This window comes from Rathayibacter oskolensis (assembly GCF_900177245.1).
Classification (GTDB): domain Bacteria; phylum Actinomycetota; class Actinomycetes; order Actinomycetales; family Microbacteriaceae; genus Rathayibacter; species Rathayibacter oskolensis.
This window is the reverse complement of the sequence record NZ_FXBM01000004.1, coordinates 138,858-164,845: the sequence shown is the minus strand read 5'-3', so window position 1 is coordinate 164,845 and position 25,988 is coordinate 138,858. Positions and strand designations below refer to the sequence as shown.

The window sequence follows — 25,988 nt, the reverse complement described above, 5'->3', positions numbered from 1 at the left end:
CGGCGCATCATGGAGTGCAGTGGAGGGTTCCGATGGTGAAGCTCGACCTGAGAGCGCAGATCAGCACCTACCGCGCGCGCCGCGGTCGGTTCGACGTCGTGGAGGTCGCGCCGGCGTGGTTCCTCGCGATCGACGGGACCGGCGACCCGAACACCTCGGCCGCCTACGCCGACGCTCTCGCGACGATCTACCCGGTCGCCTACGCGCTCACGTCCCTCAGCAGGAACGAGCTCGGGCGCGACTACGGCGTGATGCCACTCGAGGCGCTGTGGTGGTCGGACGACATGACCGCGTTCACCTCCGCTCGCGACAAGGCGCAGTGGAGCTGGACCCTCCTCCTCCTGACTCCCGACTGGATGACCGACCACGTCGAGACGGCGATCGAGACCGTGCGACGGAAGGGGCGCGCGCCCGCCCCGGATGCGGTCCGGCTCCAGATGCTCGACGAGGGGCTCGCGGCGCAGACCCTGCACATCGGCCCCTACGACGACGAGGGCCCGGTCCTGGAGGCGCTGCACCGCGAGTTCCTCCCGGCGCACGGGCTCCGGATGAGCGGCAGGCACCACGAGATCTACCTCGGCGACCCGAGGCGGGCCGCTCCCGAGAAGCTCCGGACGATCCTCCGCCAGCCCGTCGAACGCGTCGACTCCTGATCCGTTTCGGAGGAGCTCGTCAGACCGTCGGGGGCAGCAACTCGGCGAGCAGGGCCTCGACGCGCGCCCTGGTGTCGTCGCGGATCGGACGGACCTCGTCGAGCGACCTGCCCCGGGGGTCGGTGAGCTCCCAGTCCTCGTAGCGCTTGCCGGGGAAGATCGGGCAGACGTCGCCGCAGCCCATCGTGATGACCACGTCGGATTCGCGGACCTGCTCGGTGGTCATCAGCGTCGGGACGGCCCGCGAGATGTCGATGCCCTCCTCCGCCATCGCCGCGACGGCCGTCGGATTGATCTGATCGCCGGGCTCCGAGCCTCCGGACAGCACCTCGACGGCGCCCTTCGACAGCTCGCGCAGGTAGCCGGCGGCCATCTGCGAGCGGCCCGCGTTGTGGATGCAGACGAACAGGACGGTGGGCTTCTCGGTCATGGCGGTTCCTCTCTCGAACACTCGAAGCATAGACGGGCGTCTATCGGTTGCGCGAGAGGGCGACGGCGCGATTCACGCGACGTTCACCGGGAGGGTCGCGAGGAGGGCCCGCACGCGCGCCTCGATGTCGTCGCGGATCCCGCGCACCCGCGCCAGCGGCAGCCCGACCGGATCCTCGAGATCCCAGTCGAGGTAGCGGCGACCCGGGTGGATCGGGCAGGCGTCGCCGCAGCCCATCGTGACGACGACGTCGGCCGCGCGGACGACCTCGTCGGTCAACGGCTTCGGGTACTCGTCCCCGATCGGCACGCCGATCTCGTCGAGCGCCGTGATGATCACCGAGCGGACGGCGTCCGCGGGCGCCGAGCCGGCCGTGCGCACGCGCACCCTGTCTCCGGCGAGCTGGCGGAGGATCGCGGCGGCCAGCTGCGACCGGCCCGCGTTCTGCACGCAGACGAACAGGACCTCCGGAGTCGCGGATCGGCTCGACGAGGACGCCAGAGCGGTCAGGCGGTCGGCGGCGAAGCGCGAGGTCTGCGAGGGGAGGCGGCGCGTGAGGTGCGCGCGCTCGACGAGCAGCTGGTGGCTCTCACGGACGTACCGCTCGACGGTCTCGCGCGAGAAGGTGCCGACGAAGCGGACGGCGAGATCGGAGACGATCCGCTCGAGCAGCGCCGGGTCGACCGCTCGCTGCGCCGAGCCGTCACCGAGGTACTCGACGACCCGCTCGAGCTGCTCGGGCGCGATCGAGTACCAGACGTTCCGCCCCTCCGGCTCGCGGGTCAGAAGGCCCTCGTCGGCCATCGCCCGGACGTGGTGGCTCACCGTCGGCTGCCTCAGCTCGAGCGCCGCCGCCATCCTCCCGACGAGCTGCCGCCCCTCGGGGCCGGCCAGGATCATCGCCGCGATCCGCGCGCGCGTCGGGTCGGCGAGGAGGCGCAGCGCACTGCCCGGACCCGCGGTACTCATAGACCCGAGTCTATCGGCGGCGGTCGCAGCGTCCTCCCCAGGGGCGGATCGGAGCCGCTCTGTCCGGCGTGGGTGTCCTGGCGGCTCCGGTGTCGGTGGTCGCTGGTTCAATACGTGTATGACGGAGATCGGCACGGCGGAGGCAGCGCTCACGCAGGTGCGCGCCCACGGCGACCGCGCGGCCGAGCTCGCGCGCTCCGCTGCGCCGGTGCTGCTGGCGGCCGCTGAGGAGCTGTACGCCGGGTACCGGGCGGCGCTCGCGTGGCCGGAGGCGTTCGCTCGCGGTCTGTCGCGCAGCGAGACGAGCGATCTGGTCGAGCGATCCATCCGCGCGGACTTCGCAGTCGCGTTGGGGGTGTCGGAGCGGGTCGCGTCGCGGGAACTCGAACACGCACAGCGGCTGGTGGAGGACCTGCCGGTGACGCGCGCTGCCCTGGCGGAGGCGCGGCTGCGGTGGGAGGCGGGGCAGGTGATCTGCCGGGTCGCGTCCACGCTCCCCGTCGACTCCCGGGCCGAGTTCGACGAACGCGCCGCCGAGCTGGCCGTCCGGATGACGCCCACGCAGCTGCGCCGCGCCGCCGACCGGCTCCGCGACGAACTCCACGAGCAGCCCCTCACCGAGCGGCACGCCCGCGCGCGGGAGGACCGCGCCGTCTGGATCACCCCCGAGGTCGACGGGATGGCCACGCTCTGCGCCCACCTGCCGGCGCCCGCCGCGATCGGCGCATTCGACCGCCTCGACCGCATCGCCCGCGTCCTCCGGGACGGCAGTGGCGACGGCAGCAGCGGAGGGGATGAGCGCACTCTCGCGCAGCTGCGCGCCGACGCGCTGACCGACCTGCTCTGCGACGGCGACATCACCGGCACCACTCCCGTCGACCGCGATGCCGACCGCTCCGCGCCCGCCTTCGTGCCCGGAGTGCGCGCTGAGATCCGGCTGACCCTGCCTGCGAGCACCGCGGCGGGACTCGACGACACCGCTGCGGACCTCGACGGCTACGGAACCATCCCCGCCGACCTCGCCCGCGACCTCGTCGCCACCGGATCGACCTTCACCCGAGTCCTCACCGACCCGCATACCGGCACCGTCACCTCCGTCGGACGCACCCACCGCGTCCCCCCGCCACAGATGCGCCTGCACCTGCAGCTGCGCGACCAGACCTGCCGCTTCCCCGGCTGCACCCGGGCCGCCTCACGCTCCGAAGCCGACCACACGATCGAATGGCGAAACGGCGGCGACACCGCCCTCCACAACCTCGCCTCGCTCTGCGTCGCCCACCACCACGTCCGCCACGGCGACCGCTGGACCTACGTCCTCCACCCCGACGGGACTGCGAAGTGGACCACCCCCACCGGCCGCCACGTCACCACCCGACCACCCGCCCTCCCCGGCCGACCACCCGAACCACCCCCACGACCACGGTTCGACGAGCCGCCACCCTTCTGAACCACCCGCGCGGACCCTCCGGGAGCACGTGGGTCTCCCGACGACCGTGGGTCTCCGCCTGCGATCCGACCGCGTGCGGCCCGTCCGCTAGTCGACGAGCGTCGTGCGCTGCTCCGACGACACCGGCACCGAGGCACCGGCGCCGCGCACCGCCGTGCCGTAGGGAGGCAACCAGACGGTCTCGTCCACGCCCCAGCCCGCGAGCGTCACCTCGACCGCCGACTGCCGCTGATTGATCACGAACAGCACCCCGCCGCGGCGCACGATCTCGACTCCGGCCCGAGCGGCGGGCGGGACCACGACCGACGCAGCGAGGAGGATCGTGTCGAGGAGCAGATCCACTCCCTCCGGCGACGGCTGCGTCGCGACGTACCAGGCGGCGCCGGCGCCGGTGGCGTTGCGGGTCACCGCCGGCAGCCCGTCGAGCTCGCCACCGACGAAGCCGCCGATCACCGCGGCCGTGGTCGGCACCACGATCTCCGACCACACCGAGCCGACGAACGCGCCGAGCTCGAGCCCGTCGACCACCACCGTCGAGTCGACGTCGCCCTCGAGCAGGAGCGGCGCGAACTCCTCGACCCGCAGGCCCAGCACCCGCCGCAGCGGCCCCGGGTACCCACCGTCGTGGATCCGCTCGACCTCGTCGACGATGCCCGAGTAGTAGCCGACCAGCAGCGTCCCCCCGGCGAACGCGAAGCGCTCGAGCCGCGCCGCGTCCTCCACCGACAGCACGTACAGCTGCGGCGCGATCACGACGCGGTACCCGGTCAGGTCGGAGGCCGGAGAGACGAAGTCGACCGGCACGTTGCGCGCGTAGAGCCCGCGGTACCAGCTCTCGACGCCCGCGAGGTAGTCGAAGGTCTGCGCGTGCGCGCCCGCCTCCATCGCCCACCAGCTGTCCCAGTCGAGGACCAGCGCCACCTCGGCGCGCGACGAGGCACCCTCGACGGCGCCGAGCCGCGAGAGGGTGTCGCCGAGCTCGACGACGTCGCGCCAGATCCGGGTGTCGGTGCCCCCGTGCGGCAGCATCGCCGAGTGGAACTTCTCGGCCCCCGAGACCGACTGGCGCCACTGGAAGAAGTTGATGCCGTCGGCTCCGCGCGCGACCGCCTGCAGCGACATCGCCCGCATCTGCCCGGTGGGCTTGCGCGCATTCGTCGGCCGCCACTGCACGTGCGAGGTGGCCTGCTCCATCAGCAGCCACGGCCGCCCGCCGCCGAGCGAGCGCATCAGGTCGCGCGAGAACGCGGCCTTCATCGGGCTCGCCGCGTCGAAGGGGTCGTAGTAGTTGTCGTCCGAGATCACGTCGAGGTGCGGCGCCAACCGCCAGTAGTCGACCGGCTTGAACGCGCCGATGAAGTTGGTGGTGACCGGAACGTCGGGGGTGACCTCGCGCAGGATCGCCTTCTCCATCAGGAAGCACTCGAGCAGCGCGTCGGAGCTGAACCGGCGGAAGTCGAGCAGCTGCGTGGGGTTCCTGAAGTTCGGGGCGATCCGCGGGGGCAGGATCTGCTCGAACCCCGTGTAGTGCTGCGACCAGAAGGCCGTGCCCCAGGCCGCGTTGAGCGCGTCGATGCGGCCGTAGCGCTCCTCCAGCCACACCCGGAAGGCCCGCGCGGCGTCGTCGGAGTAGTCGAGATTGGTGTGGCAGCCGTACTCGTTGTTGATGTGCCACATCACGAGAGCCGGATGCGCGCCGTACCGCTCGGCCATCGCCCGCACCAGCCGGGCGGCGTGCGCGCGGTAGGCCGGCGAGGTCGGCGAGTAGTGCTGCCGCGACCCCGGCCAGCGCCGGATGCCCCGGTCGTCCTCGGGGAGGATCTCGGGGTGCGCCGCGAACAGCCACGGCGGAGGCGACGCGGTCGCGGTCGCGAGGTCGACCCCGATGCCCGCCCCGTGCAGCAGGTCGAGCACGCGGTCGAGCCATGCGAAGTCGTAGCGGCCCTCCTCCGGCTCGAGCAGCGCCCACGAGAACACCCCGACGGTGACGAAGTTCACCCCCGCCTCGCGCATGAGGCGGACGTCCTCGGCCCACACCTCCTCCGGCCACTGCTCCGGGTTGTAGTCGCCTCCGTACTTCAGCGCCACGCCTCAGCCCTTGCTTCCGCCGGCCGTGAGGCCCGACTGCCAGTACCGCTGCAGGAAGAGGAACGCGATGATCAGCGGCAGGGTCGAGATCAGCGAGCCGGTGAGCACGGAGGAGAACAGCGCCTCGCCGCCGTTCCCGCGGGTGGCCGAGGCCTGCCACTGCGCGAGACCGACGGTCAGCGGCAGCAGCTCCTTGTCGTTCAGCATGATCAGCGGCAGGAAGTAGTTGTTCCAGGTCGCGACCAGCGAGAACAGCAGCACGGTGACCATGCCCGGGGCCAGCAGCCGGAAGCTGAGGGTGCGGAAGATGCGGAACTCGCGGGCACCGTCGATCCGGCCCGCCTCCATCATGCTGTCGTCGATCGCGCCCTGCGCGTAGACGAGCATCAGGTAGACGCCGAAGGGGTTCACGAGCGAGGGCAGGATGATCGCCCAGGGCGTGTCCGTCAGCCCGACCGAGCTGAACAGCAGGAAGGTCGGGATCGCGAGCGCCGTCGCCGGCACCATGATCGCGCCCAGCACGATGCTGAACAGCGCCTTCTGCCCGCGGAAGGCGTACTTCGCGAACGCGTAGCCGGCGAGCGTCGACAGCAGGGTCGCTCCCACCGCGCTGACTCCCGCGTAGACGACGGTGTTCAGCAGCCAGCGGGTGAAGATCCCGCCGTCGCGGGTGAAGACGTCGGCCGCGTTCGAGACGAGCGCGAACTCCGACCCGAAGGCGAAGCCGAACGAGTTGAAGAGCCCGCTGTTGGTCTTGGTCGAGGCGATCGCCAGCCAGACGATCGGCAGCAGGAAGTAGGCGGCGGCCAGCAGCATCAGCGCCGTCAGCGGGAAGCTCGGGCGATCGAAGCGGGGGCGCTCGGTGCGCCGCTTGCGGCGGCTCGGGGTCGCTGCCGACGCGACCGCGGCGGGAGGCGGGAGAGTGGCGGTCATCGCGACCGCTCCTTCCTGTCGGTGCTGAGCTGCACGATGTAGGAGACGACCATGATCACGAAGCCGAGGAGGAACGAGACGGCGGCGGCGTAGTTCAGCTCGCTGCGGCCGAAGGCGAGCGTGTAGGCGTAGAGGTTGGGGGTGAACGAGCCGTCGATGACGGTCGGTGCGATCGCCTTCAGCAGCTGCGGCTCGGTGAACAGCTGGAACGAGCCGATCACCGAGAAGATCGCCGAGAGGATCAGCGCGGGGCGGACGGCCGGGATCTTGATGCTCCAGGCGACCCTGATCGCTCCGGCGCCGTCCATCTTCGCGGCGTCGTAGAGCTCCTCCGGGATGGAGCGGAGGGCCGCGTAGATGACGATCATGTTGTAGCCGACGAACGACCACGTGACGATGTTGGCGATCGAGCCGAGCACCCACTCGCTCGAGAGGAAGGCGGGCGCCGGCAGCCCCATGCTGCGGGCGATCTGCGCGAACGGGCCGAAGTCCTGCCCGTAGAGATAGCCCCACATCAGCGCGGCGATCACGCCGGGGATCGCGTACGGCAGGAAGATGCTGAGCCGCACGAAGCCCGACAGGCGCAGCCGCCCGGTGTCGAGGATCAGCGCGAACAGCAGCGAGAGCGCGAGCATCACCGGCACCTGGAGGACCAGGAAGAGGGCGACGCGGCCCAGCCCGCCGAGGAAGTCGGGATCGACGAGCGCGCGGGCGTAGTTCTCGAGCCCGACGAAGCTCTGCCCGCCGACGAGCTGCACCCGGTAGAGGCTGAGCCAGAAGGCGTAGACGAGCGGGACGACCAGCATGAGCGCGAACACGATCATGAAGGGCGCGACGAAGCCGAAGGCGGCGAGCGTCTTCTGGCGCGTCGCGGGCGAGGGCCTGCGGCGAGGTGCGTCGCGGCCCGCTCGAGCCGGTGCGAGGACGTCTGCGGTCACGGGCTGACCGTGAACCCCTGCGACGTGGCGTACTCCGTGACCTCGTCGTCCCACGCCTGGAGGGCGTCGGTGAGGCTGGTCTTGTCGGTGAGCGCCTTGCCGAAGGTGTCGTTGTAGGCCTCGGCCACCGGGTCCATGAAGGGGAGCCACTGGAAGTCGGGGCTGACCGTCGGCGAGATCTCGGAGTAGAGCTCGTTGGTCTTCTGTCCGCCGAAGAACTCGACGGGCTTGTCGGTGAAGGCCGGGTCCTCGAGCGCCGTGGTGGCGGCGGGGAACAGCGAGAGGTCGTTGCCCATGGCGAGCGCGGAGTCGTGGTCGCTGTTGATGAACTCGGCGAACTTCGCGGCCGGGATCGGGTTCGCGCTGGTGGCGATCACCGTGTTGGCGGATCCTCCGACGCTGCCCGAGACGTCCTGGCCCGCCTCCCACTGCGGGAGCTTCGCGGCCGACCACAGGCCCGCCGTGTCGGCCGCGGTGCCCTGCAGGAACTGCGGCCCCCAGGCGGCGGCGACCCAGGAGGCGTACTTGCCACCCGCGAGGCCCTGGTACCACTGGTCGGTGAAGTCGGGGTCGGTCGAGACGAGGTCGGCGTCGACGAGCTCCTGCCAGTACTCGGCGACCGCGGTCATCTCGGGGCTGGTGAGATCGATGCCGACCGTCTCTGCGCCGTCGTAGCTGAACGGCTTGGCGCCGCCCTGCCAGAACAGTCCGAGCGTCGCGGTCGCGTTGCTCGGCGAGATGTTGGCGATGTAGCTCGACGGGTCCGCCGCGTGGATCGTCGCCGCGTCGGTCGCGAACTCGTCCCAGGTGGCCGGCGGGGTGGTGATGCCGTTGGCCGAGAAGATGTCGTTGCGGTAGAGCAGGCCGAGGGGGCCGGTGTCCTGCGGGACGCCCCAGATGCCGTCGTCGGTGGCGACCTGGTCCCAGGCGAAGTCCTCGAACTGCGACGACAGCTCGGTGTCGAGGTAGGGGGTGAGGTCGGCGAACTGCTTCTCGAGGATGAACGACGGCATGTTGTGGTACTCGATCTGCGCGACGTCGGGCGCACCTTTGCCGGCCTGCAGCGCGCTGCGCAGCTTGGTGTAGTAGTCGTTGCCCGAGCCGACGTTGACGAGGTCGACGGTGATGTCGGGATACTCCTCCTCGAACATGGCGACCTCGGCCGAGAGGTCGTTCCAGGTCCAGAAGGTGATCGTGGTGGGGGTCGTCATCGCGGTGTCGACGTCGTCCTGGGAGACATCGGCGGCGGCGGTGGAGGCGCCGGGGGTCGAGCATCCGGTCAGCACCAGCACGGAGCCGAGTGCCGCGGCCGCCAGCATCGTCGCTGCGCGGCGGGAGAGAGAGCGCATGGTCACTGCTTTCGATCGGCCGTCGGATCCTCATCGGGACCGGCGGCGGGTGACCGACGGGCGTCGCCTCGTCGGTGAGCGTGCGGTTAGCGGTAACAGTCCGTGCTTCGGAGCCGCTGCTGTTACCGGTAACCGTACTGCGACTGTAAGCGGAGGCGGCGGTGAGCGCAAGACCGCGCCGGGACGGCTATGAGGACGCCGGGGCGGTCGACCCGCGGACCACGAGAGCGACCTCGTCGGGTTCGGCCGGGCTGTGCTGCGCATCGGCGCGACCCTCGATCATCCCGATCAGCTGCTCCACGGCCGAGCGGCCTCGCTCAGCGAAGTCGAGCCGCACCGTGGTCAGCGGGGGGACGGTGAACGCCGACTCCGGGACGTCGTCGAAGCCGACGACGCTGACCGCACCGGGCACCGCGACCCCCCGCTCCCACAGCGCACGGAAGACGCCCATCGCCATCTGGTCGTTCGCGGCGAAGATCGCGGTCGCCTCGAGCGGATCGGGCAGTGCGCGGATCGCCTCGTACCCGGAGGCCGCCGTCCAGGTGCCCTCCACGACCGGCGGCACCGGGTGACCCGCTGACGCGAGGGCCTCGCGGTACACCGCCTCGCGGTTGATCGCCGAGATCCAGTCGCGCGGCCCCGAGACGTGCAGGATGCGCTCGTGGCCGAGGGACAGCAGGTGCTCCATCGCGAGGCGCGCACCCCGGGTGTTCAGGCTCTCGGTCGCGGCGGTGCCGTCGTAGAGCGGCTCGGTGTCGGGGAGGAAGGGGACGCGGTGCTCGAGGCCGGCGAGCGCCTCGCGGAGGCGGCGCGTGGGCGCCATCGCGAAGACTCCGGCGAGCTGCTGGTCTTCGAGGAGGTCGATCGCGTGGGCGATCTCGGCGTCGTCCTCGGGGTCGAGGCTGATGATGTCGAGGAGGTAGCCCGCCTCGCGGGCCGCCCGCGCGGCTCCCGCGACGATGCGGTTCGGACCGAGCTCGTGCAGCTGGTAGACGAGGGCGCCGAGCCGGTAGGAGCGGTTCGTGGCGAGGGCGCGGGCCGTCTGGTTCGGGCGGAAGCCGAGGTCCTCGATGGCCGCCTCGATCGCCGCGCGGGTCGCCTCCCTGATCGTGGTCCCCTTGACGTAGCGGGACACCGACTGGTGCGAGACGCCGGCGCGATCGGCGACGTCGTAGATGGTGGGCCGTCGCTTGCGGGAGGTGTCGGGCAGTGCCATCGATCACCCTCTCCCCTCGGCCGCGCTGGACACGACCCTACGACCTCCGCGGAGCCGCGGCTCCGCTCGGGGCGGCGGCCCGGGAGGCGGGTCCGGGAGGTGCGTGCCGAATCGTTACCGAGGACGCGGCAGGACCTGTTGCGTCACAAGAATTGTTCACGGTAACATTCCGCTGAGGACGCGCTCAGTCGGCGTCCACTGCACATCCTGCACTCACTGCACCTCGGGCCGCCAGGCCTGCACTGCGTTCACTCATCCGGGCCCCTGGGCCCGCACCCGCACGGGCGCTCCTGCGCGCCCGTGATCTCAAGGAGGAGATCCATGTTCAACAAGAGACGTTTCGGCCAGATCGTCGGATTCGCAGCAGTCGGCGCTCTCGCGTTCGGGCTCGCCGGATGCTCGGGCGGCTCCGACTCCGACGCGGGCTCCGGCTCGGGCGGCGACCTGACCACCGTCGGCTTCGTCGCCGTCGGCCCCGAGGGCGCCTGGCGCCAGGCGAACGAGACCAACATCGAGGAGACCTTCACCGAGGAGGCCGGCTACGACCTCAAGTACGCACCCGCCACCAACGGAGACCAGAAGTCGCAGATCGACTCCTTCACCTCCTTCGTGGACGAGGGCGTCGACGTGATCCTGCTCTCGGCCACGGAGGGCTCCGGCTGGGAGGACTCGCTCGAGCGCGCCCAGGAGGCCGAGATCCCGGTCATCCTGATCGACCGCGGCATCGAGCCGGACAGCACCGACCTCTACGTCACGCGCATCGCGCCCGACAACATCCAGGTCAGCACCTCGGTCGCCGACTGGGCCAAGACCGCCTTCCCCGACGGCGCCAAGTACTTCACGCTCGAGGGCCCCGCCGGTGTCTCGGTCGTCAACGAGCGCAACGAGGGCTGGGACGAGGTCATCGGCGCCGACTCCGCCTTCACCAAGGTCGGCGCCCAGACCGCCAACTGGTCGACCGAAGAGGCGAAGAGCGTCTTCGAGACCGTCCTGAAGTCGAACAACAACGACGTGCAGATGGTCTTCGCGCAGAACGACGAGATGGGTCTCGGCGCCGTCCAGGCCGTCGAGGAGGCCGGGCTCACCCCGGGCGTCGACGTCAAGATCGCGACGATCGACGGCACCAAGAACGCCCTGCAGGCCCTCGCCGACGGCAAGCTCAGCTTCGTCGCCGAGTACAACCCGCTGTTCGGCGAGACCGCCCTCGACGCCGTCGAGAAGACCCTCGCCGGAGAGACGGTCGAGTCCTCGATCGTCGTCCCGAGCGAGACCTTCGACTCGCCCGAGGCCGCCTCGACCGCGCTGCCCGACCGCAAGTTCTAGTCCTCAGCACCACTCCACCGGGAGCGACCGGGGGCCCTCGAGGTCCCCGGTCGCTCCTCCCCCGGCGCACCTCGTGCCGGGCTCGAGAACGGAACGACGCGGCATGACAGGTTCGCCTCCGATCGTCGAGATGAAGAACATCTCGATCAGCTTCCCCGGCGTGAAAGCACTCGACGGAGTCGACTTCCGCCTGTTCCCGGGCGAGGTCCACACCCTGATGGGTGAGAACGGCGCCGGCAAGTCGACGCTCATCAAGGCGCTCACGGGCGTCTACAAGATCGACAGCGGCGACATCGTCGTCGGCGGGGCGACGCGTCGCCTCAACGGCACCGCCGACGCCCAGGCCGCGGGGATCTCCACCGTCTACCAGGAGGTGAACCTCTGCACCAACCTCAGCATCGGCGAGAACGTCATGCTGGGCTACGAGGTGCGGGGCCCCTTCGGCATCAACTGGCGCGCGACCCACCAGGCCGCGAAGAAGGCCCTCGAGAAGCTCGGCCTCGGCCACCTCGACCCGCGCCGCCCGCTCGCCTCGCTCTCGATCGCGATGCAGCAGCTGGTCGCGATCAGCCGCTCCACGGTGAGCGACTCGCGCGTGCTCATCCTCGACGAGCCGACGTCGAGCCTCGACGCGAACGAGGTCGAGAACCTCTTCGTCGTCATCCGCCGTCTGCGCGACGAGGGCGTCGCGATCCTGTTCGTGTCGCACTTCCTCGATCAGGTCTACGCGATCAGCGACCGTCTCACCGTGCTCCGCAACGGCGCCTACGTGGGCGAGTACCTGACTCCGGAGCTCGACCGCACCTCGCTCATCTCGAAGATGATCGGCAAGGACATCGCCGCGCTCCGCTCCCTCGACTCGGAGCGCGAGAGCCGCGACCACCTCTACCGCGAGGAGCCGCTCTACTCGGCGAAGGGCCTGAGCAAGAAGGGCTCGATCGAGGCGGTCGACCTCACCCTCCACCGCGGCGAGGTCGTCGGCCTGGCCGGGCTCCTCGGCTCCGGCCGGACCGAGCTGGCGCGCCTGGTCTACGGAGTCGACAAGCCCGACACCGGCGAGATCACGCTGCACGGCAAGAAGGTCGACATCCCCACGCCCACCGCCGGGCTCGCGAACAAGATCGCCTTCTCGAGCGAGAACCGCCGCGACGAGGGCATCATCCGCGACCTCTCGGTGCGCGAGAACCTCATCCTCGCGGTGCAGGCCAAGCGCGGCTGGGCACGCCCTCTCTCGAAGAAGGAGAAGGACGAGATCGTCGGCAAGTACCTCGTCGAGCTCAATGTGCGCCCGGCCGATCCCGACCGGCCGATCAGCAAGCTCTCCGGAGGCAACCAGCAGAAGGTCCTCCTCGGACGCTGGCTGGCCACCGCTCCCGAGATCCTCATCCTCGACGAGCCCACCCGCGGCATCGACGTCGGAGCGAAGGCCGAGATCCAGGAGAAGGTCGTCGCTCTCGCGGGCGAGGGCGTCGCCGTGGTGTTCATCTCGTCCGAGCTCGACGAGGTCGTCCGACTCAGCGACCGCATCATCGTGCTGAAGGACCACCGCATGATCGCGGAGATCCTGAACGGACCGGCTGTCACAGCGGAGTCGATCGTCACTACCATCGCCGCAGAGGGAGTCGTCGACGAGGACGTCGTCGTTCTCGAAGGCGCCACGCAGGAGGCCGCATCATGAGCAGCGACACCCGACCCGCACGGGGATCCGTCCTCTCCGGGCTCATCCGTCGTCAGTACTTCTGGGGAGCGGTCGCCATCGTGCTGCTCCTCCTCGTCAACGTCGTCAAGGACCCGAGCTACCTCGCGGTCACCGTCAGCCCGACGACGGGCTACCTCGTCGGCAACGTGATCGACATCGCGCGGGCCGCCGCCCCGATCCTGATGATCGCCGTCGGCATGTGCCTGGTGGTCGCGACCGGGGGCATCGACCTCTCGGTCGGCTCGATCATGGTCGTCGCCGGAGCCGTGTCGATGGAGTTCCTGAACGCCTACGGCGCTCCCGACTCGCTCGGCGCCGCCGCCGCGGCCTTCGGAGTCGCGCTGCTGGTCGCCGGAGTCCTCGGCGCGGTGAACGGCATCCTGGTCTCGGTGGTCGGGCTGCAGCCCTTCATCAGCACGCTCGTCGTGATGCTCGCCGGCCGCGGTCTCGCGAAGGTGATCACGGGCGGCCAGAACACGGCCGCGACGAACGAGCCGTTCCGCTGGATCGCGAACGGCTACGTCTTCGGACTCCCCGTGGTCTTCCTCCTCGCCATCGCGATCGTCGTCGTCGTGGGCGTGCTGGTCCGCCGCACCGCGCTCGGCCTGATGATCGAGGCCATCGGCATGGACCCGAAGGCGGCCCGACTCGCGGGGATCAACCGCCGCGGCCTCCTGATGACCGCCTACATCGGCAGCGGCCTCCTCGCCGGCGTCGCGGGAGTGTTCGCCACCGCGAGCGTGATGACCGTCGACGTCTCGCGCACCGGCTACCAGCTCGAGCTCGACGCTATCCTCGCGGTCGTCGTCGGCGGCACCTCCCTCGCGGGCGGCAAGTTCAACATCACGGGCGCCGCGGTCGGAGCGATCCTGATCGCGACCCTCGACAAGACGGTCGTCTTCCTCGGCGTCTCGTCGTCGGCCACCCCGGCGTTCAAGGCGATCGTGATCGTCGCGCTCTGCCTCCTGCAGTCGGAGCGGGTCCGCTCCGCGTTCAAGCAACGTCGCGAGGCGCGCCGCAGCGTCCCGCAGAAAGAGGCGATCCCCGCATGAGCACCGTGCTGACCCGCCCCGCCCCTCCGGCGAGCTCGAGCCGCTCCTCCGCGCGATCCTGGCTCAGCCAGCACCTCGACAAGCTGCCGACCCTCGCCGCCCTGATCATCTTCCTGGCGATGATCGTCTACGGAGAGGTCGCCTACGGCCGCATCCTGCAGGCGAGCACGCTGTCGAACCTGCTGATCAACAACGCGCACCTGATCATCCTCGCCGTGGGTCTGACGTTCGTGATCCTGACCGGCGGCATCGACCTCTCGGTCGGCGCGGTGATCGCCTTCAGCAGCGTGAGCGGCGTGCTGCTCATCAACGCCGGCTGGAACCCATGGCTCGTGATGCTCCTGATGGTGCTGATCGGATCCGCCTTCGGCCTCGTCTCGGGGGTGCTGATCCAGTACTTCAACGTCCAGCCGTTCATCGCGACGCTCGCGATGATGTTCCTCGCCCGCGGACTCGCGTCGATGTTGAGCACCGTGCCCGAGCGGCTGCCGGAGGACTCGGCCGTGCTCGGCCTGGCCAGCCCGATCAAGCTGATCGACGGCCCGAAGGTCAACGACTTCGTGATCAGCCCCGGAGTGATCATCGCCGTGGTCGTCGTCGCGGCGGCGTTCTTCGTGCTGCACCGCACGCGACTCGGGCGCACGGTCTACGCGATGGGCGGCTCCGAGTCGTCGGCGGCCCTGATGGGGCTCCCGGTCGTGCGGACCAAGCTGCTCATCTACGTGATCAGCGGCACCCTCGCGGGCCTCGCCGGCGTCGTCTACACGGCCCGCCTCGGCAGCGCTCAGAACATCACGGGCACCGGCTGGGAGCTCGACGCCATCGCCGCGACCGTCATCGGAGGCACGCTGCTCACCGGCGGCGTCGGCTTCGTGCTCGGCTCGGTGATCGGCGCGCTGGTGCTCGGCCTGATGAACGTGCTGATCACCCGTGACGGCGGCATCCCTCCCGAGGCGACCACCATCATCACCGGCGGCATCCTCCTGGTCTTCGTGCTGCTGCAGCGCGCGGTGATGGCCCGCAACAAGACCTGACGGGCGTCCGCGTCACGTCCGCTGCCCCCTCGCCGCTCCTTCGGCGAGGGGGCACTGTCGTCCCACCGACCAGGATCGATCCGGGCCCGAAGCGGCCGGATTCGGCATCGCGTTGACGTCAACATCGTGTTACCGTGAACATCGCTGGCCGTTGTCGGCCCCTCCCCCTCAGCAATGGTGCCGAACTAGGAGCAAGTGCGATGAAGCCCTTCCTGCGACCGCTCGTCCTCGCGACGACACTCGCGCTCGCGGTCCCCCTCCTCACGGCGCAGTCCGCCGCCGGGGCGCCGGCCGACGATCTGATCCTCCGCTACGCCCTCGACGAGACGAGCGGCACGGTCGCCGTCGACAGCTCGGGCAGGGGACGCAACGGCGCGCTCTCGGGCGGCGCCGTCGCCTCCGGCACCTCGGGCGTGAAGCTCGACGGCGTCGACGACCACGTGAAGCTCCCCGACGACGTGCTCGCGGGGCTCACCTCGATCACGGTCAGCGCCGAGGTCCTGGTGAACAGCTCGCAGGGCACGCCCTACTTCATCTGGGGGCTCGGCAACACGACCTCGGGCGCCGGCAACGGCTACCTGTACACCACGGGCAACAGCTACAAGGCCTCGATCGCGACCGGCAACTGGACGACCGAGCAGACCGTGAACTCGGGCGCGAACCTCGCGCGCGGCGTCTGGAAGACGCTCACCTACACGCTCGACGACGCCTCCGACACGGCGCGCCTCTACCTCGACGGCACCCAGGTCGCGCAGCAGACCGGAGTCACCACCACCCCGGGCGCCATCGGCGGCGGGAAGACGACCGCGAACGCCATCGGGCGCTCGGTCTACACCGCCGACAAGACCCTCTCGGGCTCGGTCCGCGACTTCCGCATCTACAGCAGCGCACTCACCGCCGCCGATGTCGCGGGGCTGCAGGCCACCGACACCACGAGGGTCGCGCGCGACACCGCCGCTCTCGACCTGGGCGACCTCTCGTCGGTCACCGCGAACCTCGCCCTGCCGACGTCGGGGCCCAACGGCTCCGCGATCGCGTGGGCCTCGAGTGACCCGGCCGTCGTCTCGACCACCGGAGTCGTCACCCGGCCCGCGAGCGGAGTCGCCACCGTCACCCTCACCGCGACCACGACCCGCGGCACCGCCTCGCAGACCCGCACCTTCACCGCGAACGTCCCCGCGCAGGACGTGAACGCCGACGCCCAGGCGGCGCTCGACGCGCTGAGCATCGTCAACGCGGGCGACGTCCGCGGCAACGTCACGCTGCCCGCGAAGGCCGGCGCCTACGACGTCGCCTGGTCGTCGTCGAACACCGCCGTGCTCAGCGCCACCGGAGTGGTCGAGCGCCCGGCCGCGAGCACCCCCGTCACCCTCACCGCGACGGTCGCCGGCACCACCGCGACCCGGCAGCTCCCCGTCACCGTCACCGCCGCTCCCGCCGGCCTCGACACCGACTACGACGCCGGCTACCTCTGGACCCACTTCGCCGCGACCGACTACGAGAAGATCTACTTCGGCTCGAGCACCGACGGCCTGCACTGGTCGAAGCTCAACGGCGACAAGGCCGTGCTCGCCAACCTCGCCGGCACGCTCGGCGTCCGCGACCCGCACCTCGTGCGCTCCCCCGAGGGCGACGAGTACTGGATCCTCGGGACCGACCTGCACGCCGAAGGCACCGCGGGCGGAGGCTCGTGGGACCAGGTGAACGCGAGCCAGAAGCTCGTCGTCTGGCGCTCCACCGACCTCGTGACCTGGAGCGATCAGAGCCTCGTCTTCGCCGGCTCCGCGAACGCGGGCAACGTCTGGGCGCCCGAGGCGATGTGGGACGAGACGACGGGCCAGTACTACGTCTACTGGTCGGGTCGCGACAAGACCCAGGTCGGCACCGACGACTGGGCGCTGCGCGTCTCCGTCAGCACCACCCGCGACTTCGTGACCTTCTCGACTCCGACGGTCTGGCTCGACGAGAACTCGCCGACCAACAACGCCGACGGCCCGAACATCATCGACACGACCATCGCGAAGGAGGGCGGCGTCTACTACCGCTTCTCCACCTCCGACTGGCGCACCGTCGTCGACACCGCCCCGAGCCTCGCCGGCCCGTGGAAGCGCGTCATCGCCCGCGGCGAGGACACCGCGCACGGACTCTCGGACCACATCGAGGGCCTGACGGTCTACCAGCTCCCCGACGGCCGCTGGGTCGTCATGGGCGACTCGGGCGGATACAGCGCGTACGTCACCGACTCGCTCGCGAGCCTGCAGTTCACGGCGCTCACCACCGGCGCGACCGGCGCGAGCACCTACTCGTTCTCCGCACCCTTCCGGCACGGCTCGGTCCTGCGGCTCTCGAGCGCGGAGGAGGCGCGCATCACCGCCGCCTACGGCACCTCGACGGGCCCGACCCCCAAGCCGGTGAACGCCGCCGGCGAGATCCTGCGCTACTCCTTCGACGGAGGCTCGGGCACGACCGTGCAGGACGTCACGGGACACGGACTGAACGGCACGATCGTCTCGGGCGGCACCTGGCAGAGCGGCTCGGTGCGGCTCGACGGCACCGACGACTACATCGATCTGCCCGACAACCTGCTCACCGGAGTCACGGACATCACCGTGCAGGCCGACGTCTGGATCGACTCCGCCCAGGGCGGCGCGTACTTCATCTACGGCCTCGGCAACACGACCGCGGGCGCCGGTGACGGCTACCTGTTCACCTCCGGGAACAACTACCGCACGAGCCTCGCGACCGGCAACTGGACCACCGAGCAGACCGTCTCGTCGGGCTCGGCGCTGCCGCGCGGACGCTGGGCGCACCTCACCTACACGCTCGCCGGCACCACCGCGACAATCTACCTCGATGGCGTCAGGGTCGGCACCGGCACCGTCACGGCCGATCCGAAGGACATCGGCGGAGGGACCACCACGGCCAACTCCATCGGCCGCAGCAACTACGACGCCGACAACCGCTTCCGGGGGCAGATCCGCGAGTTCGCGATCTACAACCGGGCGCTGAGCTCGGCCGAGGTGCTCGCCTCCTCGGGCAACACCACGGTCCTCGCCGACGCGACGCTGACCGGCGACGTGCTCAAGACCGCGCCGATCGCCGACCAGGCGAACCGCGTCGTCACCTTCCCGGTGAAGCCGGGCACCGACCGCACCAGGCTGACCGCGACCTACTCGACGGCGGCGGGCGTGACCGCCAGCCCCGCCTCCGGAACGGTGCGCGACCTCTCGACCCCGCAGACCGTCGTCCTGACCCCCGCCGACGGCGGAGCGAGCACCACCTGGACCCTCAAGGCCGTCGAGATGAAGAGCCCGGTCATCCCGGGCCTGTACGCCGACCCGAACATCGCGGTCTTCGGCGACACGTACTACGTCTACGCGACCACCGACGGCACTCCGGGCTGGGGCGGCAAGGACTTCTTCGTCTGGTCGTCGAAGAACCTCGTGGACTGGACGCGCTCGGCGACGGCGATCCTGACGCTCGACGGCGCGAACGGCGACGTCCCCTGGGCGACCGGCAACGCCTGGGCACCGACCATCATCGAGAAGGGCGGCAAGTACTACTTCTACTTCTCGGGCCACAACGCGGCGCAGGGCCGCAAGACGATCGGAGTCGCGGTCGCGGACAGCCCGATGGGCCCGTTCACGGCGCAGCCGACAGCGATGATCACGAACGGCGAGTCGGTGAACTCCGGCCAGGCCATCGACCCCGCCGCGTTCACCGACCCGGCCACCGGCACGAGCTACCTCTTCTGGGGCAACGGCTCGCCGGTCTACGCCGAGCTGTCCGACGACATGCTCTCGGTGAAGCCCGGCACCATCAAGCGGATCAGCGGCCTCACCGACTTCCGCGAGGGCGCCTTCGTCAACTACCGCCAGGGCCTCTACCACCTGACGTACTCGATCGACGACACCGGCAGCGAGAACTACCGGGTGGGCTACGCGACCTCGACGAGCATCGACGGACCGTGGACCTACCGCGGCGTGATCCTCGAGAAGGACGCCTCGCTCGGCATCCTCGCCACCGGCCACAGCTCGATCATCACCGTCCCCGGCACCGACGACTGGTACATCGCCTACCACCGCTTCGCCATCCCCGGCGGCAACGGGACCAACCGCGAGACCACGATCGACAGGGTCGCCTTCGACCCCGCGACGGGTCTGATGCAGAAGGTGACGCCGACCCTCGAGAGCGTCGCGCCGCAGACGGTGCCCACGGCCGCTCCCGCCATCACCGTCACGGCGTCGGCGAGCACGCGCTGCATCGCCGGCAAGGTCGTCCTCTCGGTCCTCGTGACGAACCCGAACGCCTTCCCCGCGAAGGTCGTCATCACCTCGGCCTACGGCACGAAGACGATCGCGGAGGTGGGCGCCGGCAAGACGGCGACCCACGCCTTCACGACCCGTGCGGCGAGCATCCCCGCCGCTCAGGCGACCGCGACGGCGACCGCCTTCGTCGCGGGGAAGCCCGCGACGGCCACGGCGACCGCCCCCTACTCCGCTGCCAGCTGCGGCTGAGCACGGCCCCCACCCGAACACCACCAGATCGAGCCGGCGACGACGCCGGCCGGAGAACGGAGAACACCCGCAATGAACACTCGCTCCTTCCTGATCCGCGGTGCCGCCGGCCTCGCCGGAGGACTGCTCCTGCTCGGCGTCGCCGGCACCGCGACCGCCGCCGAGATCGAGGTCGGCAACGACGACGTCGACGTGAACGTCGAGATCGCGCCGCTGACCACGCCCGGCACCCTGTCCATGTCCGTCGCCGGCACCTCCACCGCCCTGACCGAGAACGGATCGACCAGCGTCATCCGCCAGTTCACCGGCACCCTGCCCACCGTCACCGTCACCGACACCCGCACCGCCGAGGAGATCCCCGACGGCGCCGGCTGGTACGTGCTCGGCACCGCGAGCGACTTCGTCTCCTCCGACGGCGAGAGCACCATCGGCGCCGAGAACCTCGGCTGGGCGCCGAACCTCCTCGACGGCGGCGACTCCGGACTCGTCGCCGAGGGCGACGTCGTCGACACCGCCATCGACGGCGGACCCGACGGAGTCGGCCTCGTCGACCAGGAACTGCTCGCGATCACCAACGACTCCGCCGCGATCGCCGAGGAGGGCTCCTGGACCGCGAACGCCGACCTGTTCCTCAAGACCTCGACCACCGTCGACCCCGGCGACTACAGCTCCACCCTCACCCTCTCGCTCTTCGAGTGATCCGCGGAGGCGGGGCCCGCACCGGGTCCCGCCTCCACCCCCTGCCCGCCCCGTGAGAGACGGCCCCGTGAGATCCTGAGGCTCCCATGACCGATCAGCGTCGATCCCCCCTGCTCCCCCTCCACCTCCTGCTCGCGCTCGTCGTCGCGGCTCTCGCGCTCGGCACCGCGCCGCCCGCCCTCGCGGACGAGAGCCGGATCTCGTGGGCCGTGAGCCCCGCCACCGACGGCGCGCCCGACTCGCGCTCCTGGATCGAGCTCGACCTCGATCCCGGCGCGGTCGCCGAGGAGCAGGCCGCGGTGAGCAACCTGAGCGATCAGACCGTCACCTTCCGGATCGACGCCGCCGACGGCTACTTCACCGACACGGGCCGCTTCACCATGCTCCCCTCCGACCAGGAGTCGGTCGACGCCGGCACCTGGATCTCGGCCCCCGAATCGGTGACGATCGAGCCCGGAGGCGTCGCCGTCGTGCCGTTCACGGTGACCGTCCCCGACAACGCCGAGCCCGGCGACCACGCGGCCGGCCTCGCCGCCTCGCTCGTCTCGGTCGGTGCCGACGCGGGCGGGTCCTCCGTCGGCGTCGAGAGCCGCATCGGATTCCGCGTCATGACGCGGGTGACAGGCGAGGTCTCACCCGCTGTCGAGATCGAGAGCGTCGCCACCGACTACCGGCTCTCGTGGAATCCGCTCGAGCCGGGCACGCTCTCGGTCGACACCGAGATCGTCAACACCGGCAACGTCCGCCTGCTCCTCGACGGCACGGTGAGCGCGCTGGGCGCCACCGCCCCTCTGGTCGCCGAGGACGCCTCCGCCCAGGAGCTCCTGCCCGGCGACCGCCGCACCGTCTCGGTCGCGCTCGACGGAGTCTGGCCGCTGTTCGCGGTCGGAACCGACGTGACCGTCGCGCCGACCGTGGTCACCCCCGACGGCGTCGACCCCGTGGAGCTCGCGCCGGTGACCGCCTCTGCGACGGTGCTCGCCGTGCCGCTCCCGCAGCTGATCGTGCTGCTCGGAGTCGCGCTGATCCTGGCCGCGGTGCTCGCCGGCCGCTCGCGCTCGCGCCGCCGCATCGAGCAGCTCGTGCGCGAGGCGAAGGAGGAGGGCCTGCGGGAGGGGGCGGGCGCGGCCCGCTGACCGCGGGGAGTAGCACCTCGAGCCCCCTCCGCGCACCGGTTCCCCCGCGCTCCCGCGATCCGCCAGGCTTGCGGGATGACCACCACCCTTCACGAGGCGCCCACTCGGCGCCTCGGCCTCATCGCGCTCATCGCGACCCTCGGAGGCCTCCTCTTCGGCTACGACACCGGCGTGATCAACGGCGCCCTCGAGCCGATGTCGGTCGAGCTCGGGCTGACGCCGCTGACGGAGGGCGTGGTGACGAGCTCGCTGCTCTTCGCCGCCGCGGTCGGCGCGGTCACCGGCGGACGCTTCTCCGACGCCCGCGGGAGGCGCCCGACGATCACGCTCCTCGCGGTGCTGTTCCTCGTCGGCGCGCTCGTCTGCGTGGTCGCGCCGAGCTTCGCGGTGATGGTCGTCGGCCGTGCCGTGCTGGGCCTCGCGGTCGGCGGCGCCTCGGTCGTCGTGCCGGTGTACCTCTCCGAGCTGTCCCCCTCCGAGATCCGCGGATCGCTCGCGGGGCGCAACGAGCTGATGATCGTGATCGGCCAGCTCGCCGCCTTCGTCGCCAACGCGATCATCGGCACGGTCTGGGGCGAGCAGCCCGGCGTCTGGCGGATCATGCTCGCCGTCGCCGCCCTGCCCGCGGCGGCCCTCCTCGTCGGCATGACGCGCGTGCCGGAGTCGCCGCGCTGGCTGATCTCGAAGGGCCGGCAGGAGGAGGCGCTCGGCGTCCTCACGACGATCCGGCCGCCGGGCCGCGCCGAGTCGGAGGCGGCCGGCATCGCGCGCTCGACGGCCGCGTCGCGCGGGCGGGGCGTCGCGGTGCTGCGGGTGCTCCGAGAGCCGTGGGCCCGGCGCATCCTGCTGGTCGGCATCGGCCTCGGCGTCGCTCAGCAGCTGACCGGGATCAACTCGATCATGTACTACGGCCAGTCGGTGCTGAAGGAGGCGGGCTTCGACCACGACAGCGCGCTCGTCGCCAACATCGCACCCGGAGTCATCGCCGTGATCGGCGGCCTGATCGGCCTGCGCCTGATGCAGACGATGAACCGGCGGACCACGCTGCTGCTCGGCTACTCGCTGACGACGGCCATGCACGTCCTGATCGGCGTCGCCTCGCTGGCGCTGCCGGTCGGGAACCCGGCACGGCCGTTCGTCATCCTCGTGCTCGTCGTCGCCTTCGTCGGCAGCATGCAGACGTTCCTCAACATCGTGACCTGGGTGATGCTCTCCGAGATCTTCCCGCTGCGGATCCGCGGCGTCGGCGTGGGGATCGCGATCTTCTGCCACTGGATCACGAACGCCGTGCTCGGCCTGTTCTTCCCCTCGCTGGTCGCGGGCGTCGGCATCACGGGCACGTTCTTCCTCTTCGGCGCCGTGGGCGCCGTCGCGCTCGTCTTCATCGCCCGACACGTGCCCGAGACCCGCGGCCGCGCGCTGGAGGACGTCGAGGAGGGCGTCGTCTCGGGCAGCCTCTTCGCGCGGGCGTGCTGACTTGTCCCCCAGGGAGATCCGAGCACTGGTACCATATACGGTACGACTCCGGGAGGACCCATGGCCATCACGACCAGCGAGGCACGCCGCGACCTGTTCGGGCTGATCGAGCGAGTCAATCTCGATCACACCGAGGTCGAGATCACGTCCAAGCGCGGATCCGCGATCCTCATGTCGAAGGACGAGTACGACTCGCTCGTCGAGACGAGCTACCTGCTCCGCTCTCCCGAGAACGCGCGGCGCCTGCTCGCAGCGCTCGAGAGCGCTCGAGCCGGCGACACCGTCGAACGGGATCTGCTCGAGCCGTGACGACGGTGCGCCTCCTCGCCTGGACAGCTGCGGCGTGGGAGGACTACCTCTACTGGCAGTCCCAGGACCGCAGGACGCTGCGCCGGATCAATCTGCTGATATCGGACGTCCTGCGCGATGATCCGTTCGAGGGTGTCGGCAAACGCGAGCCGCTCAAGCACGCCCTCGCCGGCGCCTGGTCACGACGGATAGACGAGGCGAACCGCCTCGTCTACGTCGCCGACGACGAGCGCGTGACGATCCTGCAGGCGCGGTACCACTACTGACCCCTGCCGAGGCGCCTACTGGTAGGTGACGAGGTCGGGCAGCGGCGAGACCTCGTCCATGGTCTCGGCCGGGGTCAGCATCGGCTGGTCCTCGTCGTAGAAGTTCTTCCAGCCCCAGGCGATGCCCTCCGGCGCACCCTCGTGCAGGGCGTTCCAGGTGGCCTGCTTGTCGGGCTGCGCTCCCTGGCCGTCGACGTGGATGAGGAACTCGAGCTCCGGCCGGTCGCGCCGGATGCTCTCGCGGTCCTGCAGCATCGACGAGCGGAACTGGTGCAGCACGAGCATCTTCGGCGGCAGCCCGCGCGACTGCACGAGATCGGCGAGCCAGGTCGTGACGCTGTCGACCTCCGCCGCCTCGACCCGGCCGATCTGCGCGAGCGGCACCTCGTCCGGCGCGAGCCGCCACTCCGGATCGAGCGCCAACCCGACGTTCGGGAGCACCAGCAGCTCCTCGTAGGCCTGCGCCTGCGAGAGGAAGTCGGAGCGACCCGGCTGCAGGTCGAGCACCACGTACATCCCGGCCGCGGCCGCCGCGTCGATGTAGGGGCGGATCCCCTCGGTCGACAGCTCGTTGGAGTAGTCGCCGTCCGACCCCGCGCTGCCAGCCGCGACCGTCGTGATGATCTCGAGGCTCGGCACGACCTGCTTGTCGGTGAGCGCCGCATACGGCTCGGCGACCGTGCGCGCGCGCTCGATGGTCGCCTCCAGGCCCTGCTCGCCGAGCACCCCGAGCACGGGCGCACCCGGCGTCCCGTAGATCGCGACGAAGAGGTGCCCGCCGAACAGGCGCTGCCCGCCGCCCGGCAGCTGCCAGCCGTTCGCGGCGGCGCGCACCGACCACTCCGGCAGCGTCTGCGCGGCCAGCACCGGGCCCAGCAGCAGAGTGCAGGAGGCGGCAGCCCCCGCGATCGCCGTCACGGCGGCTCCCGAGGCGAGCACGTCGGTCACGGCGGCCTCGACGAGGGTGACGGGGACGCCCGCGGCCCGGGCGTTCGCGATCACGGCGATGTCGGAGTCGGCGGGCTGCGCGAGCGCTGCCACGCCGGCGATCGGCTCGGCCCGGGCGGGCAGCGCGCCGAACGGCGGGTCGACGGGTGTTCCGGGCGAGAAGGAGGCGAGGACGTCGACCGCCAGATCGGCCACGACGACTCCCGTCGCCTCCTCGAGGCTCGCCGCGTCGGCGGCCGAGCGCACGACCTCGACGCCCGCCGGCTCGGCGACATCGCCGATGACGACGACCCGCTCCGTGCCGAGGCGGGCGAGCTCGTCGTCGAGCGGCGACGCGGGCGCCGGAGTCGACGTCGACACGGGAGCGGCGGCGCCGACGAGCAGAGGGACGCCCCACGCGATGCTGAGCTGCGCCGCGAGCAGCTGCGACGCCGGCACGTCCTCGACGACGACGGCCAGCGGCGCGGCGGTGAAGAGCAGCGACGTCGTCGCCGCCGAGTCCGCGGCGAGCGCCACGGGACCGGCGGGTGCGGCGGTCCCCGTGCGAGGCGCCTCCGACGGAGCCGAACCGGGCTCCGGCTCGTCGGCTCCGAAGGTGCAGGCGCTCAGCAGCGGGAGGACGGCGAGCCCACCGACGACGACGGCTCGACGCGAGAGGCGCGGAGCGGGCGGGGCGGATCGGATCTCTGGGGGCATGACGCAGACCTCTCCTCTCGGAGCCGGCGGGGCTCTCGGATGCGCGTGGTCCGCCTCCACTATCGCAGGCGGTCAGACCGTGCGCGGCGCCTTCGCGAGGTTGGCCTCGAGCTCGTCGCGGTTCTGACGCACGACGTAGGCGGGGCGGTCGCGCTCGACACGCCACGACTCGCTCAGCGGAGTGATCGCGACGGTGTCGAAGCCGATGCGGTCGTAGAGGTCGGTGACGAGGTGGATCGCCTCCGGGTAGTCGCTGGACGTGGCCAGCGCGCGGCGGTCGGGAGTGCCGGCCGGCGTCCCGTCGGTGGTGATGTCGGCCGCCTTGATGTGGTTGAACGCCTTCACGACCTTCGACTCGGGCAGGTGCTCCTGCAGCATCCCGCTGGTCGTCGTCTCTCCCCTGTCGAGCGCCTCGATGCGGCCGTCGCGCTCGAAGTAGTAGTTGTTGGTGTCGATCACGATCTTGCCGGCGAGGGGCGCGACCGGAACGGCGGCGAGGTCCTTCAGCGGCACGGTGACGACCGCGATCTCGGCGGCCTCCGCCGCCTCCTGAGCCGTCGCGGCCCGCGCCTTCGGGCCGAGCTCCGCGATGAGGTCGGCGAGCGTCCCCGGTCCGCGCGAGTTCGCGATGACCACCTCGTCCCCGAGGCCGATGACCACTCGTGCGACCTGGCTGCCGATGTTGCCTGCTCCGATGATTCCGTATGTCGTCATACCCGGGTCAACGCCCGCGGGGCGGAGGCATTCCGACTCCCCCCGATCTCCCACGACGCGTCCAGGCCCGCCCCCCGGGTCGACGCGGGAGATCGT

At 70.8% G+C, this 25,988-nt stretch carries 21 protein-coding genes; 12 read left to right on the top strand and 9 right to left on the bottom strand.

Annotated elements, in window-relative coordinates:
- Positions 1–32 precede the first annotated feature (32 nt).
- Positions 33–653, top strand: a complete 621-nt coding sequence (locus B9Y99_RS17880) for a GyrI-like domain-containing protein (protein ID WP_165759681.1) — start codon at positions 33–35, stop codon at positions 651–653.
- A gap of 19 nt (positions 654–672) precedes the next feature.
- Here the strand turns inward: B9Y99_RS17880 and B9Y99_RS17875 are convergent, their stop codons facing one another.
- Both B9Y99_RS17875 and B9Y99_RS17870 read right to left on the bottom strand, forming a co-directional pair.
- Positions 673–1,083: an arsenate reductase ArsC gene (locus B9Y99_RS17875; protein WP_085478003.1), complete on the bottom strand. Its 411-nt coding sequence runs from the start codon at positions 1,081–1,083 to the stop codon at positions 673–675.
- A 72-nt stretch (positions 1,084–1,155) separates the two neighbouring features.
- A complete protein-coding gene (locus B9Y99_RS17870) occupies positions 1,156–2,052 on the bottom strand; it encodes a metalloregulator ArsR/SmtB family transcription factor (RefSeq protein ID WP_085478002.1) in 897 nt (298 codons plus the stop codon).
- 118 nt (positions 2,053–2,170) lie between these two features.
- Between B9Y99_RS17870 and B9Y99_RS17865 the strand changes: the two genes are divergently transcribed.
- Positions 2,171–3,499: an HNH endonuclease signature motif containing protein gene (locus tag B9Y99_RS17865; RefSeq protein WP_085478001.1), complete on the top strand. Its 1,329-nt coding sequence runs from the start codon at positions 2,171–2,173 to the stop codon at positions 3,497–3,499.
- Between the two features lie 87 nt (positions 3,500–3,586).
- On the opposite strand, the gene B9Y99_RS17860 is transcribed toward B9Y99_RS17865, so the two are convergent.
- The 5 genes from B9Y99_RS17860 to B9Y99_RS17840 all read right to left on the bottom strand — a co-directional run bounded on the left by B9Y99_RS17860 (position 3,587) and on the right by B9Y99_RS17840 (position 10,023).
- Positions 3,587–5,587, bottom strand: coding sequence for a beta-galactosidase (locus B9Y99_RS17860; protein ID WP_085478000.1), 2,001 nt, complete (start codon positions 5,585–5,587; stop codon positions 3,587–3,589).
- 3 nt (positions 5,588–5,590) lie between these two features.
- Positions 5,591–6,520, bottom strand: a complete 930-nt coding sequence (locus B9Y99_RS17855; protein ID WP_085477999.1) for a carbohydrate ABC transporter permease — start codon at positions 6,518–6,520, stop codon at positions 5,591–5,593.
- A complete protein-coding gene (locus B9Y99_RS17850) occupies positions 6,517–7,458 on the bottom strand; it encodes a carbohydrate ABC transporter permease (protein WP_165759680.1) in 942 nt (313 codons plus the stop codon). The genes B9Y99_RS17855 and B9Y99_RS17850 overlap by 4 nt, the downstream gene beginning before the upstream one ends.
- A complete protein-coding gene (locus B9Y99_RS17845; protein WP_244275047.1) occupies positions 7,455–8,807 on the bottom strand; it encodes an ABC transporter substrate-binding protein in 1,353 nt (450 codons plus the stop codon). The genes B9Y99_RS17850 and B9Y99_RS17845 overlap by 4 nt, the downstream gene beginning before the upstream one ends.
- Positions 8,808–8,994: 187 nt before the next feature.
- Complete coding sequence (locus B9Y99_RS17840; protein ID WP_085477998.1) at positions 8,995–10,023, bottom strand: LacI family DNA-binding transcriptional regulator; 1,029 nt, start codon at positions 10,021–10,023, stop codon at positions 8,995–8,997.
- A 321-nt stretch (positions 10,024–10,344) separates the two neighbouring features.
- Here B9Y99_RS17840 and B9Y99_RS17835 point away from each other — a divergent pair, with 321 nt between their 5' ends.
- The 10 genes from B9Y99_RS17835 to B9Y99_RS17790 all read left to right on the top strand — a co-directional run bounded on the left by B9Y99_RS17835 (position 10,345) and on the right by B9Y99_RS17790 (position 23,534).
- Positions 10,345–11,346: an ABC transporter substrate-binding protein gene (locus B9Y99_RS17835; RefSeq protein ID WP_085477997.1), complete on the top strand. Its 1,002-nt coding sequence runs from the start codon at positions 10,345–10,347 to the stop codon at positions 11,344–11,346.
- Positions 11,347–11,449: 103 nt separating this feature from the next.
- Positions 11,450–13,024 (top strand): sugar ABC transporter ATP-binding protein, encoded by a 1,575-nt coding sequence (locus tag B9Y99_RS17830; protein ID WP_085477996.1) that lies wholly within the window; start codon positions 11,450–11,452, stop codon positions 13,022–13,024.
- Positions 13,021–14,097: an ABC transporter permease gene (locus B9Y99_RS17825; protein ID WP_085477995.1), complete on the top strand. Its 1,077-nt coding sequence runs from the start codon at positions 13,021–13,023 to the stop codon at positions 14,095–14,097. Before B9Y99_RS17830 ends, B9Y99_RS17825 begins: the two co-directional genes overlap by 4 nt.
- Positions 14,094–15,131: an ABC transporter permease subunit gene (locus B9Y99_RS17820; RefSeq protein ID WP_085477994.1), complete on the top strand. Its 1,038-nt coding sequence runs from the start codon at positions 14,094–14,096 to the stop codon at positions 15,129–15,131. The genes B9Y99_RS17825 and B9Y99_RS17820 overlap by 4 nt, the downstream gene beginning before the upstream one ends.
- A gap of 200 nt (positions 15,132–15,331) precedes the next feature.
- Entirely contained in the window at positions 15,332–19,648 is a 4,317-nt protein-coding gene (locus B9Y99_RS17815) for a family 43 glycosylhydrolase (RefSeq protein ID WP_085477993.1), read from the top strand.
- 72 nt (positions 19,649–19,720) lie between these two features.
- Complete coding sequence (locus B9Y99_RS17810; protein ID WP_085477992.1) at positions 19,721–20,347, top strand: hypothetical protein; 627 nt, start codon at positions 19,721–19,723, stop codon at positions 20,345–20,347.
- Between the two features lie 86 nt (positions 20,348–20,433).
- Positions 20,434–21,483, top strand: a complete 1,050-nt coding sequence (locus B9Y99_RS17805) for a WxL protein peptidoglycan domain-containing protein (protein WP_085477991.1) — start codon at positions 20,434–20,436, stop codon at positions 21,481–21,483.
- Between the two features lie 75 nt (positions 21,484–21,558).
- Positions 21,559–22,959, top strand: coding sequence for a sugar porter family MFS transporter (locus tag B9Y99_RS17800; RefSeq protein ID WP_085477990.1), 1,401 nt, complete (start codon positions 21,559–21,561; stop codon positions 22,957–22,959).
- Between the two features lie 60 nt (positions 22,960–23,019).
- Positions 23,020–23,268: a type II toxin-antitoxin system Phd/YefM family antitoxin gene (locus tag B9Y99_RS17795; RefSeq protein WP_085477989.1), complete on the top strand. Its 249-nt coding sequence runs from the start codon at positions 23,020–23,022 to the stop codon at positions 23,266–23,268.
- A complete protein-coding gene (locus B9Y99_RS17790) occupies positions 23,265–23,534 on the top strand; it encodes a Txe/YoeB family addiction module toxin (protein ID WP_425298495.1) in 270 nt (89 codons plus the stop codon). Before B9Y99_RS17795 ends, B9Y99_RS17790 begins: the two co-directional genes overlap by 4 nt.
- A 15-nt stretch (positions 23,535–23,549) precedes the next feature.
- On the opposite strand, the gene B9Y99_RS17785 is transcribed toward B9Y99_RS17790, so the two are convergent.
- Both B9Y99_RS17785 and B9Y99_RS17780 read right to left on the bottom strand, forming a co-directional pair.
- The gene (locus tag B9Y99_RS17785; protein WP_085477988.1) at positions 23,550–25,178 is read right to left on the bottom strand and encodes a hypothetical protein; all 1,629 of its coding nucleotides are present in this window, start codon (positions 25,176–25,178) and stop codon (positions 23,550–23,552) included.
- A gap of 72 nt (positions 25,179–25,250) precedes the next feature.
- Positions 25,251–25,892 (bottom strand): NADPH-dependent F420 reductase, encoded by a 642-nt coding sequence (locus tag B9Y99_RS17780; protein ID WP_085477987.1) that lies wholly within the window; start codon positions 25,890–25,892, stop codon positions 25,251–25,253.
- Positions 25,893–25,988: the final 96 nt, after the last annotated feature.

Coding starts and splice junctions, on each gene's coding strand:
- B9Y99_RS17880 (WP_165759681.1), top strand. CDS start 33: ATGGTGAAGCTCGACCTGAGAGCGCAGATCAGCACCTACCGCGCGCGC.
- B9Y99_RS17875 (WP_085478003.1), bottom strand. CDS start 1,083: ATGACCGAGAAGCCCACCGTCCTGTTCGTCTGCATCCACAACGCGGGC.
- B9Y99_RS17870 (WP_085478002.1), bottom strand. CDS start 2,052: ATGAGTACCGCGGGTCCGGGCAGTGCGCTGCGCCTCCTCGCCGACCCG.
- B9Y99_RS17865 (WP_085478001.1), top strand. CDS start 2,171: ATGACGGAGATCGGCACGGCGGAGGCAGCGCTCACGCAGGTGCGCGCC.
- B9Y99_RS17855 (WP_085477999.1), bottom strand. CDS start 6,520: ATGACCGCCACTCTCCCGCCTCCCGCCGCGGTCGCGTCGGCAGCGACC.
- B9Y99_RS17845 (WP_244275047.1), bottom strand. CDS start 8,807: ATGCGCTCTCTCTCCCGCCGCGCAGCGACGATGCTGGCGGCCGCGGCA.
- B9Y99_RS17840 (WP_085477998.1), bottom strand. CDS start 10,023: ATGGCACTGCCCGACACCTCCCGCAAGCGACGGCCCACCATCTACGAC.
- B9Y99_RS17835 (WP_085477997.1), top strand. CDS start 10,345: ATGTTCAACAAGAGACGTTTCGGCCAGATCGTCGGATTCGCAGCAGTC.
- B9Y99_RS17830 (WP_085477996.1), top strand. CDS start 11,450: ATGACAGGTTCGCCTCCGATCGTCGAGATGAAGAACATCTCGATCAGC.
- B9Y99_RS17825 (WP_085477995.1), top strand. CDS start 13,021: ATGAGCAGCGACACCCGACCCGCACGGGGATCCGTCCTCTCCGGGCTC.
- B9Y99_RS17820 (WP_085477994.1), top strand. CDS start 14,094: ATGAGCACCGTGCTGACCCGCCCCGCCCCTCCGGCGAGCTCGAGCCGC.
- B9Y99_RS17815 (WP_085477993.1), top strand. CDS start 15,332: ATGAAGCCCTTCCTGCGACCGCTCGTCCTCGCGACGACACTCGCGCTC.
- B9Y99_RS17810 (WP_085477992.1), top strand. CDS start 19,721: ATGAACACTCGCTCCTTCCTGATCCGCGGTGCCGCCGGCCTCGCCGGA.
- B9Y99_RS17805 (WP_085477991.1), top strand. CDS start 20,434: ATGACCGATCAGCGTCGATCCCCCCTGCTCCCCCTCCACCTCCTGCTC.
- B9Y99_RS17800 (WP_085477990.1), top strand. CDS start 21,559: ATGACCACCACCCTTCACGAGGCGCCCACTCGGCGCCTCGGCCTCATC.
- B9Y99_RS17795 (WP_085477989.1), top strand. CDS start 23,020: ATGGCCATCACGACCAGCGAGGCACGCCGCGACCTGTTCGGGCTGATC.
- B9Y99_RS17785 (WP_085477988.1), bottom strand. CDS start 25,178: ATGCCCCCAGAGATCCGATCCGCCCCGCCCGCTCCGCGCCTCTCGCGT.
- B9Y99_RS17780 (WP_085477987.1), bottom strand. CDS start 25,892: ATGACGACATACGGAATCATCGGAGCAGGCAACATCGGCAGCCAGGTC.